The 13,608-nt window shown below is 66.1% G+C and carries 12 protein-coding genes; 8 read left to right on the top strand and 4 right to left on the bottom strand.

Annotated elements, in window-relative coordinates; all coding sequences use genetic code 11:
- Window positions 1–66: 66 nt before the first annotated feature.
- Genes D575_RS0106225 through D575_RS0106215 form a run of 3 tightly spaced genes read right to left on the bottom strand, consistent with a single transcriptional unit; the run spans window position 67 to window position 2,041 of the window.
- Window positions 67–921, bottom strand: a complete 855-nt coding sequence (locus D575_RS0106225; RefSeq protein WP_018145056.1) for a hypothetical protein — start codon at window positions 919–921, stop codon at window positions 67–69.
- Window positions 921–1,313, bottom strand: a complete 393-nt coding sequence (locus D575_RS0106220) for a DUF2782 domain-containing protein (RefSeq protein WP_018145055.1) — start codon at window positions 1,311–1,313, stop codon at window positions 921–923. The genes D575_RS0106225 and D575_RS0106220 overlap by 1 nt, the downstream gene beginning before the upstream one ends.
- Window positions 1,314–1,315: 2 nt before the next feature.
- Complete coding sequence (locus D575_RS0106215; RefSeq protein ID WP_018145054.1) at window positions 1,316–2,041, bottom strand: TIGR00730 family Rossman fold protein; 726 nt, start codon at window positions 2,039–2,041, stop codon at window positions 1,316–1,318.
- A gap of 144 nt (window positions 2,042–2,185) precedes the next feature.
- Here D575_RS0106215 and polA point away from each other — a divergent pair, with 144 nt between their 5' ends.
- Genes polA through D575_RS0106200 form a run of 3 tightly spaced genes read left to right on the top strand, consistent with a single transcriptional unit; the run spans window position 2,186 to window position 6,066 of the window.
- Complete coding sequence (polA, locus tag D575_RS0106210) at window positions 2,186–4,888, top strand: DNA polymerase I (RefSeq protein ID WP_018145053.1); 2,703 nt, start codon at window positions 2,186–2,188, stop codon at window positions 4,886–4,888.
- Window positions 4,889–5,407, top strand: coding sequence for a hypothetical protein (locus D575_RS0106205; protein ID WP_018145052.1), 519 nt, complete (start codon window positions 4,889–4,891; stop codon window positions 5,405–5,407).
- Between the two features lie 11 nt (window positions 5,408–5,418).
- Window positions 5,419–6,066, top strand: a complete 648-nt coding sequence (locus tag D575_RS0106200; RefSeq protein ID WP_018145051.1) for an SCO family protein — start codon at window positions 5,419–5,421, stop codon at window positions 6,064–6,066.
- Between the two features lie 282 nt (window positions 6,067–6,348).
- Here D575_RS0106200 and yihA read toward each other — a convergent pair whose 3' ends face one another.
- Window positions 6,349–6,963, bottom strand: coding sequence for a ribosome biogenesis GTP-binding protein YihA/YsxC (yihA, locus tag D575_RS0106195; RefSeq protein WP_018145050.1), 615 nt, complete (start codon window positions 6,961–6,963; stop codon window positions 6,349–6,351).
- 160 nt (window positions 6,964–7,123) lie between these two features.
- Between yihA and D575_RS0106190 the strand changes: the two genes are divergently transcribed.
- The 5 genes from D575_RS0106190 (at window position 7,124) to D575_RS0106170 (ending at window position 13,606) form a co-directional block, all read left to right on the top strand.
- The gene (locus D575_RS0106190) at window positions 7,124–7,747 is read left to right on the top strand and encodes a cytochrome c (protein WP_018145049.1); all 624 of its coding nucleotides are present in this window, start codon (window positions 7,124–7,126) and stop codon (window positions 7,745–7,747) included.
- 289 nt (window positions 7,748–8,036) lie between these two features.
- On the top strand, window positions 8,037–10,106 hold the full coding sequence (locus D575_RS0106185) for a cytochrome c biogenesis protein ResB (protein WP_018145048.1): 2,070 nt from the start codon (window positions 8,037–8,039) through the stop codon (window positions 10,104–10,106).
- A 26-nt stretch (window positions 10,107–10,132) separates the two neighbouring features.
- Window positions 10,133–11,305, top strand: coding sequence for a c-type cytochrome biogenesis protein CcsB (gene ccsB, locus D575_RS0106180; protein ID WP_018145047.1), 1,173 nt, complete (start codon window positions 10,133–10,135; stop codon window positions 11,303–11,305).
- Window positions 11,306–11,938 carry a thiol:disulfide interchange protein DsbA/DsbL gene (locus tag D575_RS0106175; RefSeq protein WP_018145046.1) on the top strand — a complete coding sequence of 211 codons (633 nt, stop codon included), beginning with the start codon at window positions 11,306–11,308 and terminating at the stop codon, window positions 11,936–11,938.
- A gap of 27 nt (window positions 11,939–11,965) precedes the next feature.
- A complete protein-coding gene (locus D575_RS0106170) occupies window positions 11,966–13,606 on the top strand; it encodes an acetolactate synthase large subunit (RefSeq protein ID WP_018145045.1) in 1,641 nt (546 codons plus the stop codon).
- Window positions 13,607–13,608 lie beyond the last annotated feature (2 nt).

Raw genomic sequence — 13,608 nt, 5'->3', positions numbered from 1 at the left:
CGCCTCGTTGTGTTTGCGAACGACCGGCCCAGGCGCCCCACACGTCAGTGCGGGCCGGCTGGGCCCTCAAGCCGCGGCGCGAACCCAGATACCCTGCAAGCGAGCCGCTTCTGCCTGAAGGGCTGCCAGCCGTTCGCGCTCGGTGCGCCCATCGGCCCCGGCCTCCAGTGCGGCGAGCCAATCGTCCAGCGCAGCCAGGCGCAGCAGGGTTGGCGCCGCCCCTCGCTCGATGGCGGTCAACGGCCGCCGTCGGTTATATCCGGACAGCAACGCCCGGTAGCCCTCGGCATCCGGCCGCCCCGCGTCATCCACGGCGACCGCCAGGGCGAGCCGCGCGACCTGCCAGAAGGCCGGCACCGGCGCGGGCGGGAGGACCAGATCGGCCAGGCCGGCGCCCTCCGGATAGATGCGGACCGTCTGCCAGACGCTTCCCGCCAGCGGCAGGTCCTCGAAACGGTAAAGCCCCTGATGGTGCAGCTCGGCATCCAGGATCGTCCGCGATTCGGCATCCAGCGAAGACGTGATTGTGTCCGCACGCTCGCGCATCCTCTGCTGCAGCACGCCGCGGCGGTAGCCGTCTCCAGCGGGCAGGGCGCCGGCCGTGTGGCGGCCCTGCCAGTCGGCCGCGCGCTCGCCCAGGGCCTCCAGGCTGCCAGGCCCCTCGGCCGCGACCGTGCCCTGAATGGCCTGGCCACGCTCGAGCACCAGGACCACCTGCCCGGCCGCAGCATCCGTACCCCGGCCGATCACACGGCCACAGCCAGCAGGGACCGCACCGAGTGCCTGCTCCAGGGCCGGCGCCGCAGTAGCCGGCAGGCGCAGGCACTGCACCGGCCGACCGTCGAGTTCCGGCCCCTCGGGACCGGCCGTCAGTGCCAGGTCGGCAAGCTCGCCGCAGCGCTGAATTTCGGATTCATTCATTACCATCGGAAAATCACCCAGGACGGGGGTACAAAGTCGGGATCCAGCTCGTTGCGGCGACCATCCAGCGTGCCATCGCCGGTGGTATCAATCAGGTAGTAGGTCGGGCCGACCGCAGGCGTGACCTCGACCATCACCAGCTGGCCGCCCATGCGGTACTCGCGCCGCGTCTCGCCATCGCGCTCGATAATGATGATGTCGGCCTCTTCCAGGGAGCGCTGCTCGCGGGCGCGCTCGTCCAGCACCGGGGGCGGCGGATCGGCAGCCTCGTCCAGTTCCGGCGGCGGCGGGGCATCCCCCCACTCGCGGTCTTCCTGCGCCAGCGCCGAACCGGGCACCAGCAGCAGGGCCGCCAGCAGCGACAGGGGCAGGCTCAGGCGGGTCGGGGTCATCGTCACAGCTCCATCAGTCGTTTCTTTTCTTCCGCGGACGGCTCGAAGCTGCGCGTCTCGTAGTGCTCGAAGATCGCGCTCACCACATCCTCCGGCGAATCTACCAACGAGTATAGCTGCAGGTCCTCCTCGTCGATGGTGCCCTGTTCCACCAGGGTGTCCTGGAACCAGTCGAGCAGCCCCTTCCAGAACTCGCTGCCCACGAGGACCACGGGAATACGCCGGGTCTTGCCGGTCTGCACCAGCGTCAGGATCTCCGCCAGCTCGTCCAGCGTGCCAAAGCCGCCCGGCAGGACCACGTAGGCGGATGCATACTTCACGAACATCACCTTGCGCGAAAAGAAGTGGCGAAAGCCCAGCCCCACGTCCTGGTAGTCATTCGCACTCTGCTCGTGGGGTAGCTGGATATTCAGGCCGATGCTGGGCGAGCGCCCGCCAAAGGCCCCCTTGTTGGCCGCCTCCATGATGCCCGGCCCGCCGCCGCTGACCACCGCAAAGCCGGCATCCGACAGCTGGCGCGCGGTCGTCTCGCCCAGCTGGTAATAGCGATGCTCCGGGGGGAAGCGGGCAGAGCCGAAGATGCTGACCGAGGGCTTGATGTGCGCCAGGCGCTCGAAGCCCTCCACGAACTCCGCCATGATCTGGAAGATCTTCCAGCTTTCACGGGTCAGGGCAGAGTCATCAATCGGACGCAGGCCCGGGTGTTCGGCACGTTCACGGTTGTTCATGCGGCGGGTTCCTCGGATGGAGACTCAAGCGTAACGGGCGCCCCGCGTCCATACAAACGTATCCATACAAATGGCCCGCACGAATGGGCGCCTCACGGCCAGCCCTGTAGAATGGCGCGCGTTCCCTGTCCGGATTCCGCCTGCATGTCGCAACCGCCCCTCGTCCTGGTCGACGGCTCGTCCTACCTGTTCCGCGCGTTCCACGCCCTGCCGCCACTGACCGCGCCGGATGGCGCCCCGACCGGCGCGATGATTGGCGTGGCCAACATGCTGCGCAAGCTGCGCGCGGACTACGGGCCGGAGCACATGGCGGTGGTGTTCGACGCCAAGGGCAAGACCTTCCGCGATGACATCTACCCCGAATACAAGGCCACCCGCCCCCCGATGCCGGATGAGCTGGCGGCCCAGATCGAGCCTCTGCACGAGCTGGTCCGGGCGATGGGCCTGCCGCTGCTGTGCGTCGGGGGTGTCGAGGCCGACGACGTGATCGCGACCCTGGCCGACCAGGCGGCGCGCGCCGGCCACGCGGTGGTGATCTCCACCGGCGACAAGGACCTCGCCCAACTGGTGGATGACCGCATCACGCTGGTGAACACCATGAGCGGCGTCACCCTGGACCCGGACGGCGTGCAGGAGAAGTTCGGCGTCGACCCGGAGCAGATCGTCGACTATCTCGCGCTCATGGGCGACAGCGTCGACAACATCCCGGGCGTCGACAAGGTCGGCCCGAAGACTGCGGCCAAGTGGATCGCGAAGTACGGTGACCTCGATACCATCCTCGAGCAGGCCGACGACATCGGCGGCAAGATCGGCGAGAACCTGCGCGCGGCCGCCGACCGGTTGCCGACCTCGCGCGAGCTGATCACGGTCAAGCGCGATGTCCCGCTGGATGTCGGCCCCGACGACCTCGCGATCCAGGAGCCGGACCATGACCGCCTGCTGGAGATGGTGCGCCGCTACGGCTTCACTCGCTGGCGCGCGGAACTGGAGGGCGGCAACGGCGATACCGCCGCCGACAACCCCGGACCCGCACAGACGAAGGGCGACTACCAGACCGTTCGCGAAGAGGCTGATTTCGCTGGGCTACTGGAGCGCCTGGACAAGGCCGAGCGCGTGGCCTTCGACACCGAGACCACCAGCCTGGACGCGATGCGTGCCGAGCTTGTGGGCATGTCGTTCGCGTTCGAGCCAGGGACGGCGTACTACCTGCCGCTCGCCCATACCGGGCCGGATGCGGACCCGCAGCTACCGTTCGACGCGACGCTGGAGCGCCTGAAGCCGTGGCTGGAGTCCACGGACCACGGCAAGCTCGGCCATCACCTGAAGTACGACCGCAACGTACTGGGGAATCACGGCATCACCCTGCGCGGGATCCAGGACGACACCCTGCTCGAATCCTTCTGCCTGGACGCCGGCGCCAACCGCCACGACCTGGACTCCCTGGCCGAGCGCCACCTGGACTACAAGACCACGCACTACGAGGACGTGGCGGGCAAGGGCGCGAAGCAGATCCCGTTCGCCGAAGTGGATATCGGCATCGCCACCGATTACGCCGGCGAGGATGCCGACATCTGCCTGCAACTGGATGCGGTGTTCCAGCCGCGCCTGAAGGAAGCGGAAGGCCCGGCGTTCGTCTATCGCGAGATCGAGATGCCGCTGGTCCCGGTACTGGCGGATATCGAGCGCGCAGGCGTGAAGGTCGACCCGGACCAGCTCGGCGCGCAGAGCCAGGCGCTGCTGACCGAGATGGAGCGTATCGAGCGCGAGGCCTTCGAGGAGGCCGGCGGCGAGTTCAACCTCGGCTCGCCGAAGCAGATCCAGGAGATCCTGTTCGAACGCCTGGGGCTGCCGGTGCTGCGGCGCACGCCCAAGGGCCAGCCCTCGACCGCCGAGGACGTGCTCGAACAGATGGCGGGTGACTACGCCCTGCCGCGCCTGATCCTGGAGCACCGCGGGCTGTCCAAGCTGCGCAGCACCTACACCGAGACCCTGCCCCGGCGCATCCACCCCAAGACCGGGCGGGTGCATACGTCCTATCACCAGTCGGGTGCGGCCACCGGGCGCCTGTCGTCGTCGGAACCCAACCTGCAGAACATCCCGGTGCGCACCGAGGCCGGGCGGCGCATCCGCCAGGCCTTCATCGCCGAGGCGGGCCACCAGCTGCTGGCGGCCGACTACTCGCAGATCGAGCTGCGCATCATGGCCCACCTGTCGCAGGACGCGGGCCTGCTGCGCGCCTTCGCCGAGGGGCAGGACATCCACCGCGCGACCGCCGCCGAGGTCTTTGGCACAGAGGCGGACCAGGTCTCGAGCGACCAGCGCCGGGCGGCCAAGGCGATCAACTTCGGGTTGATCTACGGCATGTCTGCCTGGGGGCTGGCGCGCAACCTCGGCATCGAGCAGGGCGAGGCGCGGGAATACATCGACCGCTACTTCAATCGCTACCCCGGCGTGCACGACTATATGGAGAAGGCGCGCGCCAGCGGACGCGAGAACGGCTATGTCGAGACGCTCTTCGGCCGCCGCCTGTACCTGCCGGAGATCAACAGCCGCAACGGTGCCCGGCGCCAGCAGTCCGAGCGCGTCGCAATCAACGCCCCAATGCAGGGCACGGCCGCCGACATCATCAAGCGCGCGATGGTACGGGTCGCGAACGACCTGGCCGAGTCGCAGATCGATTCCCGCATGATCATGCAGGTACACGATGAACTCGTATTCGAAGTCGCCGACGGCGCACTGGATGCGTTGACCGACCTCGTGCGCCAGGCCATGAGCGGCGCCGCCGATCTCGACGTGGAGCTGGTGGTGGATATCGGCGTCGGCGCCAACTGGGACGATGCGCACTAAATGGCGGACGAGCCCGCCATGCGCTTCAATCGGGTCGCCCCCTGGCTGGTCGCGATCCTGTTGCTGGCTACGGCATGGGTGCTGGCTGATCGCTATCTGGACACCGGCGGTTCGGGCGACGTCACGATTCTCCAGCCGGGCGAGTGCGATCTGAACGTCGCCCCCTGCACCGCCACCCATCCGGAAGGCGGCACGCTCACCCTGGAGATCGCGCCGCGCCCGGTGCCGATGCTGCAACCCCTGGCCCTGACCCTGGATCTGGATGCGACCGCGCGGACCCACTTGGGCGACCCGGAGGCCCTGGAACTGGACCTGGCCGGGGTGGAGATGTACATGGGCTTCCAGCGCCCGCGACTGGAACATACCGGCGACGGCCGCTACACCGGCGAGACCACCCTGCCCATCTGCACCACCGAGTCCATGACCTGGGCCGCCACCGTCATGCCTGCGGGCGACCCCGATGCGGCCCGGGTCCAGTTCCGCTTCGTCACCCGCCGCAGCCACGGCGAGACGCCCTAAGGGAGACCGACATGCAGCGTATTCCGCTGAGTAGCCTGTTGTGGGCGCTGGCCGTGCTGGCGGCCGGTGCCCTGCTCGTCTTCGTGATGTTCCGCCCGGCACCGCCGCCCGTGTCTCAGGGGGCCGACCACGAACGCCTGCCGGTGGCCGATGCGGTATCCGGCGGGCCGATCGAACTGCCGGTATCCACCGAGGGCAACCGGTTCCGGCTCGCGGACCTGGAAGGGCAATACGTCTGGGTGTACTTCGGCTACACCGCCTGCCCGGATGCCTGCCCCACCAGTCTGGGCTGGATCAGCGCCGCACTCGATCGCCTACCGGAGAACCTGGAGGATCGTGTTGCCGCCGTACTGGTGAGTGTTGATCCCGAACGTGATGATGCGCAACGCCTGAAAACCTACGTCGGCCACTTCCACCCGGCCATCCAGGCTGCCACGGGTTCCCACGAGGAGCTACGACCGATCACCGAACGCTACGGGGTGTTCTACGAACGCACCGAGATCGACTCGGCCATGGGGTATGTGGTGGATCACAGCTCGTCCACCTACCTGATCGGGCCCGAAGGCGAACTACTGGAGATCCACCCGCACGGGACATCGGCCAGCGAGCTGGTGGCTACCTTGCAGGCCCGAATCGAGGGCCATGAGGGCCGCGAATAGGTTCGCCCCTTTCACGCAGGACGCCTGTGTGGGGCCGGGGTAATCGATTCTGTGAACAAATTCGCAATCGAGACGGATCCGGCCGGAACTTTGCCCGGACGACGCTTTCTCACTTCATAAGCGCTCTAGCCCAGCGCGGCCCGCTTCTCTCCCTGAGCGGGCAATAGGCCTCTCCACCCCCTGTAGAGGCCGAAATTAGCCCCGGTCCCACCCCAAGGCCGGGGCTTCTTTTTGTCCAAGCCTCCTGACCCAACGCCTGACACCCGGCCCCATGCCCTTGGGTCAATCGGACTCGTGGTCAACCAGCCAGTCGCCGAGCAGGCCGCGCAAATCGTCCACGCCCTGGTTTTTCAGGGAAGAAAAGGTCTGCAGCGTCGCCTCCACGCCCATGACCTCGAGCTCGCCATGGGCCTTGCGCAGCTGCCGATCGGCCTCCTGGCGCGAGAGCTTGTCCGCCTTGGTCAACACACAGTGCAGGCGGCAGCGCTCCAGCGGGACCCACTCCAGCAGCTGGCGATCCAGTTCCGTCAGCGGGCGGCGGATATCCATGATCAGCACCAGCCCGATCAGGTTTTGGCGCGTCCGCAGATACCCCCCCAGCAACTGGTCCCACTCGGCCCGCTTTCCGGCCGAGACCTTGGCAAAGCCGTAACCCGGCAGGTCCACCAGCCGCCAGTGCTCTGCCGGCGGCAGGCTGAACAGGTTGATCTCCTGGGTGCGCCCCGGTGTGCGCCCGACCCGCGCCAGCGCCTTGCGCCCGCACAGGGCATTCAGGGCACTCGACTTGCCGGCATTGGAACGCCCGGCGAAGGCGATCTCGACACCGGCATCCTCGGGGAGCTGGGATAGCTGAGCCACCCCGCGCATGAAGGCGGTCTCGCGGAATCGGGGTTGCATGGGGGGATACAGTCCTTGGCCGAGTGCGGGGCTCGGTTTATTTTTGAGTACAAATTAGCATTGTGCTATAAACTGCGCCCCTTATGTTGATCGCCCTGCCATGGGGCACAAGGAACGGGTCGAGACCCGGCACGCATTTACAAGCAGGAGATTCTCCATCATGAACCACAAGCTTTCCGCTCTCTTTGCTGCCCTGTCCGTATCCCTGCTGCTCCCGCTGTCGGCGGCCCAGGCGGGCGATCCTCAGCGCGGCCAGGAACTCTCCCAGTCCTGCGCGGCTTGCCACCAGGCTGACGGCAACAGCGTCAACCCGGAATGGCCCAAGCTCGCCGGCCAGCACCCGAAGTACACCACCAAGCAGCTGGAAGACTACAAGTCCGGCCGCCGTGAAAACTCGCTGATGGCCGGCCAGGTTGCCAACCTGGACGAGCAGGACATGCGTGACCTGTCCGCCTACTTCGCCGAGCAGAGCATCAGCAGCGGCACCGCCGACGAAGAAGTCGTCGAGCGCGGCGAACAGATCTACCGCGGCGGCATCCCGTCGCAGAATGTCGCCGCCTGCATCGCCTGCCACGGCCCCAACGGCAACGGCAACCCGGAAGCGATGTTCCCGGCCGTCGCCGGCCAGCACGCGCAGTACAGCGCCGACCAGCTGCGCTACTTCCGCAACGGCGACCGCGCCAACGACAACGGTCGCATGATGCGCAATGTCGCGCGCAATATGTCGGATTCCGACATCGAGGCCGTGTCCCAGTACATGGCCGGCCTGCAGACCGGTAACTGATCCGGTCCGCAGTTGTGCCGCGCAGGATGGGCGGCGAAGCGACCCAGGAAAGGGGCGGCCTCGGCCGCCCCTTTTTGTTGGGCGCAAGAAATACACGTTGTTGGGCGCAAGAAATACACGCTTTGCGGGAATGCCCTCGTAGCCACTTGCGTCATGGTGGGGCACGACCGAACTCCTCGGCACGCCATCGGTCCACCCAGTGCTCGCGGAACGCCCGTGCAGTTTGTCTTGGAAATTGAACCCCCTCGGGTTGCTTCGCATAGTCGCCAGGGTTAAAGCAGGTTTCAGAATGTCGAATATCGATCAGGCCGCAGACGCCGGCCCGTCCTCCGCATCTCGCCAGAAAGCCGCCCGCAAGCCGCGGCGCAGCCGCATCCTTGTGGATTTCATGGGCTCGATGACCCTGGCGATCACCCTGCTGGTGGCGCTGTCCATCGCCTCCGTGATCGGCACCGTACTGGTGCAGAACGAGCCCTATACGGAGTACCTGATGGATTTCGGGCCGTTCTGGCACGAGATCTTCGCCGGGATGGGCCTGTATCAGGTGTACTCCGCCACCTGGTTCCTGCTGGTGGTGGCCTTCCTGGTCATCTCCACCTCCTTCTGCGTCTATCGCCAGTCGCCCGGACTGCTGAAGGATCTGCGCCGCTACAACCTGCAGGTCAAGGAAAAGTCCCTGCGCTCGTTTCACTCGAGCGCCACCGGCGAACTCGACCAGCCGCAGGATGAATTCGTCGAGCACGCCCATCGGGTGCTGAAGGCTCAGGGCTTCAAGGCCCGCGAGAAGAACAGCGATGGCCAGACCGTCATTGCCGCGATGCGCGGGCGCTGGAACCGCCTGGGCTACCTGCTGACCCATGTCGGCATTGTCGTCATCTGTGTCGGCGCCCTGGCCGATGGCACGACCCTGCTCAAGATCAACGAATGGCTGGGGAACCTGGAGATCGAGACCCGCAGCGTGCCGATCTCCGAGGTCCCGCGCTCGGCCTGGATCCCGGACTGGAACCCGTCCTTCCGCGGTTCGGTGGAGATCCCCGAGGGCGCCTCGGCCAACGTGGTCTTCCTGCCGATGCGGGAGGGCTATTTCGTCCAGGAGCTGCCGTTCCGCATCGAACTGGAGGAGTTCCGCATTGAGCGCTTTTCCACCGGCGCCGAGAGCTCCTACGAATCGGACCTGATCATCCACGATCCGAACCGCGACGAGCCGCTGCGGCATACGATCTCGGTCAACTATCCGCTGATCTACAACGGCTATGCCATCTTCCAGGCCAGTTTTGCCGACGGCGGCACCCGCCTGGACATCGACGCCATCCCGCTGGGTGCCGAGGCGCTGCAAGCGCTCGAAGTCCCCGGCCGCGTGTTCCAGGAGATGGACATCCCGACCCCGGATGGCGATACCCGCACCATCGAGTTCACCAACTTCCAGCTGGAGAACGTGGTCCCGCTCCTGAATGAAGAAGGCGTGCGCGAAAACCGGCACATGGGCCCGAGCTTCGACTTCCGCCTGATGGATCGCACCGGCCATGGCCTCTACTACCGCAACTACCAGCGCCCGGCCCTGCAGGAAGGGGCCATGTATTTCCTGAGCGGTGTGCGCGAGAGCCCGGCCGACGAGTTCCATTACCTGTTCCTGCCGGCCGATGCCGACAACTCGCTGGAACGTTTCCGCACCTATCTGGCCATGCTGCACAACCCCGAGGTGCGCAACGAGATCGCCCGCCAAGTCGCCCGTGACGACGACACCGTCGAGGGGTCGCAGAACCAGGCGATTGCGCAAACCGCGGCCGAACTGATGGGCCTGTTCGCCCAGGGCGGCTACATGGCCGTGCACAACGAGATCGAACGCCGCGTCCCGGCCGAACGCATCGAGGAAGTACGCGACCTGATGGTCCGCATCCTTCACGCCGGCCTCCAGGGGCTTTACATGGAGGTCCTGCAGGACGAGGGTGTGGTCTCGATCCAGGAAGAGGAACAGCGCTTCCTGGAGGACACGATCTCGGCGATCAACGCGATCAGCCTGTATCAGTCGCCGTTCTTCTTCCACCTGAAGGACTTCGAGCACCGCGAGGCATCGGGCCTGCAGATCGCCCGCGCCCCGGGCCAGAGCACGGTGTACGTCGGCAGCACCATGCTGATTGTCGGGATCTTCCTGCTGTTCTACGTGTCCTATCAGCGCCTGTGGATCATGGCGCGGCGGCGCGAGGACGGCGAAGGCACCCACGTGGTGATGGCCGGCACCAGTAACCGCCATCAAGTGGAATTCGAGGAACGTTTCGCGCATCTTAAGCGCTGGATCATCGAGCAAAAGCCAGTCCGTTCGGACTCGGCTGGCGACGACAGTCACAACAAGAACGCCTGACCCGCGCGTCACCGGAGGAGCACACCATGTCTGTACCCCACGAGGCCTTGGATTTCGAACGGCCCGGTTTCTTCCGCCAACTGCAGTTGCGCGACTGGGCCTACTTTGCACTGATGGCCGCCGTAGCGGTGATCTCGCTGACGCTCTTCGGCGAGAACATGGACCGCTACGACATCGGCGGCCTGATCCTTGCGGTCGGCACCAGCGCCTGGATGGGCTGGTTCTGGCGCCCATGGCAGGCCTTCTCGGTCATCGTCGGGGTGCTCGCGCTGTTCGGCATCTGGCTTTACGGCGATAGCCTGGCCGCCAACGAGACCAATTTCTGGCTGAACTACATCGGTTCCGGTCAGGCCGGCGTCATGTGGATGAGCGTGTTCCTCTATCTCTCCACTGTCGCCTACCTGATGGGCCTGTTCTCCAATTCCGATTTCCCCGCCCGCGTGGGGGCCGCCTTCGCCTGGGTCGGCGCGGGTGCCGGGACCATGGCACTGCTGGTGCGCTGGCGCGAGATCTACCTGACCGACCCGACCTGGGGTTACATCCCGGTGGCCAACCTCTACGAGGTGTTCATCCTGTTTGCGGCCCTGACTGCGCTGATGTACCTGTACTACGAGCAGCGCACCGGCTCGCGCAACATGGGCGCCTTCGTGATGCTCATCATCGCGGCCGCGGTCACCTTCCTGCTGTGGTACATGTTCACCCGCGATGCGCACATCGTGGAGCCGCTGGTGCCGGCGCTGAACAGCTGGTGGATGAAGATCCACGTACCCACCAATTTCGTGGGCTACGGCGGCTTTGCCATCGCCGCCATGCTGGGCGTCGCCTTCCTGATCCGCGATCGCCTGGAACGTACGCGGCCGGACGCCGCGATCACCCAGCGCATCCCGTCCAAGGACACCCTGGACAGCGTGATGTACAAGTCCATCGCGATCGGCTTTGCCTTCTTCACCATCGCCACCGTGCTGGGCGCGATGTGGGCGGCCGAGGCCTGGGGCGGCTACTGGTCCTGGGACCCGAAAGAGACCTGGGCGCTGATCGTCTGGCTGAACTACGCGGCCTGGCTGCACATGCGCTTTACCAAGGGCTGGCGCGGCCCGACCATGGCCTGGTGGGCGATCGTGGGCCTGTTCATCACCACCTTCGCGTTCCTGGGTGTGAACATGTTCCTGTCCGGCCTGCATTCCTACGGAGAACTGTAAATGAAGCGTCGTGAATTCATGGGCGCCCTGGGCGGCGCCGGCCTGCTGCTCGCCACCGGTACCAGCCTCGCGGCCGAATACCGCGAAGGCCAGCACTACCGGGCCATCCAGCCGCCGCTCGACACCGGCCTGGAGGACGGCAAGATCCAGGTCGTCGAGATCTTCTGGTATGGCTGTCCGCACTGCTACGAATTCGAGCCCAAGGTTCAGGCGTGGAAGCCCGGCCTGGCCGACGACGTACAGTTCGAATACCTGCCGGCACCGATGAACGATGTCTGGGCGCTGCATGCCCGGGTCTACTACACCGCCGAGAAACTGGGCGTGCTCGACGAGGTGCATCAGGCGTTCTACGACGCGATCCACGATCAGGGCCGCCAGCTGCGCTCGGAAAGCGCCATCCTGCGCTTCATCAACCAGCGCGGACTCGACGCCGACGAATTCCGCGAAACCATGCGCTCCGACGCGATTCGCCAGCGGATCGTCGAGGCCACCGAGGCGGTGCAGGACTACGCCGTGAGCGGCGTGCCCACCCTGGTCATCAATGGCGAGGCCAGCGTCTCCGCCAGCATGGCCGGCGGGCACGACGAAATGCTGGAGGTTGCCGACTACCTGATCGAACGTGCCCGCGGCTAACGCGGGCCCGCTCCGACGGGTTCGGCCATGAGCGATCCGACCACCGCCCAGCGTCTGGTCGAGTGCCTCGAACAGGAGGGCGTGGAACGCATCTTCGGCCTCCCCGGCGAAGAGAACATGGCCGTTCTCGACGCCCTGGCCGACTCCCCCATCGAGTTCGTCACCACCCGTCACGAGCAGGGCGCGGCCTTCATGGCCGACGTCCACGGGCGGCTGTCCGGAAAGGCGGGCGTCTGTCTGGCGACCCTGGGACCCGGTGCCACCAACCTGATCACCGGCGTCGCCGACGCCAACATGGATCACGCCCCCCTGGTCGCAATTGCCGGCCAGGCCAGCACCCATCGGCTGCACAAGGAATCGCACCAGGTCCTCGACCTGAAGGGCCTGTTCCAGCCGATCACCAAGTACAGCTCACAGGTGCTGGAACCCGAGATCCTGCCCGAGGTGATCCGCAAGGCCTTCAAGTGGGCCGAAGGCGGCAAACCCGGTGCCAGCTTCATCGAGCTGCCAGAGAACATCGCCTCACTGCCGTGCCCGAATCCACCCTTGCCGGTACATGCCGGCCCGGCCGCCGTACCGGCCGAAGCCTCCCTGGAGGCGGCCGCGCGCCTGCTGAACGAGGCCCGGCACCCGCTGATCCTGGCCGGGAACGGCGTGATCCGTTCCGGCGCCAGCGGCGCCCTGGCCATGCTCGCCAGCGCCCTGAACATTCCGGTCGCCAACACCTTCATGGCCAAGGGCGTACTGCCGTTCCGCCACCCGCTGGCGCTGGGCTCGGTCGGTCTGCAAAGCCAGGACTTCGTGAATTTTGGCTTCCACAAGGCCGATGTGATCGTCTGCATCGGCTACGACCTGGTCGAATACCCGCCCAGCTTCTGGCATCCGGACGCCGACCGGACCCTGATCCATATCGACTCCGCGCCGGCCGAGATCGACGGTCACTACAATGTGACCGCCGAGGTACTGGGCGATCTGACGACCTGCCTGCACCGCCTGGCGGAACAGGTGAGCCCACGCGAAGAGACCGTCCTGCGCCCGCTACGCCAGAGCCTGATCGACGACATGAACGAGCACCGCAACGACACCCAGGTGCCGCTCAAGCCGCAGAAGCTGATCTGGGATCTGCGCACCGCCGCCGACCTCGACGCGATCATGATCACCGATGTGGGCGCACACAAGCTCTGGATGGCGCGCATGTTCCGCTGCGAGCTACCCAATACCTGTCTGATCTCCAATGGCTTTGCCAGCATGGGGATTGCGCTGCCGGGCGCCATTGCCGCCGCCAAGCTCCACCCCGAACGCCAGGTGGTCGCGGTCACCGGCGATGCCGGCTTCCTGATGAACGTGCAGGAGCTGGAAACGGCGGTTCGCCTGGGCCTCAACTTCGTTGTGCTGATCTGGAACGACAACGCCTACGGCCTGATCGAGTGGAAGCAGGTGCGCGAATATGGCCGCAAGGCCTTCGTCGAATTCGGCAATCCGGACTTCGTGCAGCTGGCGCAGTCGTTCGGGGCGCACGGCGTGCGCATCGAACCCGGCGACAGCCTGGAGATGGCGCTGCGCGAGGCCCTGGTAACACCCGGGGTCACAATCATCGACTGCCCAGTGGACTACAGCGAGAACATGAAGCTGACGGAACGTTTGGGCGAACTGGTTTGTCCATTCTGACA

It is taken from the genome of Thioalkalivibrio sp. AKL6, from assembly GCF_000376905.1.
GTDB classification, from domain to species: Bacteria; Pseudomonadota; Gammaproteobacteria; order Ectothiorhodospirales; family Ectothiorhodospiraceae; genus Thioalkalivibrio; species Thioalkalivibrio versutus.
Note: the sequence above shows the minus strand (reverse complement) of the source record. Positions and strands in the feature narration are given on the sequence as shown.

Coding starts and splice junctions, on each gene's coding strand:
- D575_RS0106225 (WP_018145056.1), bottom strand. CDS start 921: ATGAATGAATCCGAAATTCAGCGCTGCGGCGAGCTTGCCGACCTGGCA.
- D575_RS0106220 (WP_018145055.1), bottom strand. CDS start 1,313: ATGACCCCGACCCGCCTGAGCCTGCCCCTGTCGCTGCTGGCGGCCCTG.
- D575_RS0106215 (WP_018145054.1), bottom strand. CDS start 2,041: ATGAACAACCGTGAACGTGCCGAACACCCGGGCCTGCGTCCGATTGAT.
- polA (WP_018145053.1), top strand. CDS start 2,186: ATGTCGCAACCGCCCCTCGTCCTGGTCGACGGCTCGTCCTACCTGTTC.
- D575_RS0106205 (WP_018145052.1), top strand. CDS start 4,889: ATGGCGGACGAGCCCGCCATGCGCTTCAATCGGGTCGCCCCCTGGCTG.
- D575_RS0106200 (WP_018145051.1), top strand. CDS start 5,419: ATGCAGCGTATTCCGCTGAGTAGCCTGTTGTGGGCGCTGGCCGTGCTG.
- yihA (WP_018145050.1), bottom strand. CDS start 6,963: ATGCAACCCCGATTCCGCGAGACCGCCTTCATGCGCGGGGTGGCTCAG.
- D575_RS0106190 (WP_018145049.1), top strand. CDS start 7,124: ATGAACCACAAGCTTTCCGCTCTCTTTGCTGCCCTGTCCGTATCCCTG.
- D575_RS0106185 (WP_018145048.1), top strand. CDS start 8,037: ATGTCGAATATCGATCAGGCCGCAGACGCCGGCCCGTCCTCCGCATCT.
- ccsB (WP_018145047.1), top strand. CDS start 10,133: ATGTCTGTACCCCACGAGGCCTTGGATTTCGAACGGCCCGGTTTCTTC.
- D575_RS0106175 (WP_018145046.1), top strand. CDS start 11,306: ATGAAGCGTCGTGAATTCATGGGCGCCCTGGGCGGCGCCGGCCTGCTG.
- D575_RS0106170 (WP_018145045.1), top strand. CDS start 11,966: ATGAGCGATCCGACCACCGCCCAGCGTCTGGTCGAGTGCCTCGAACAG.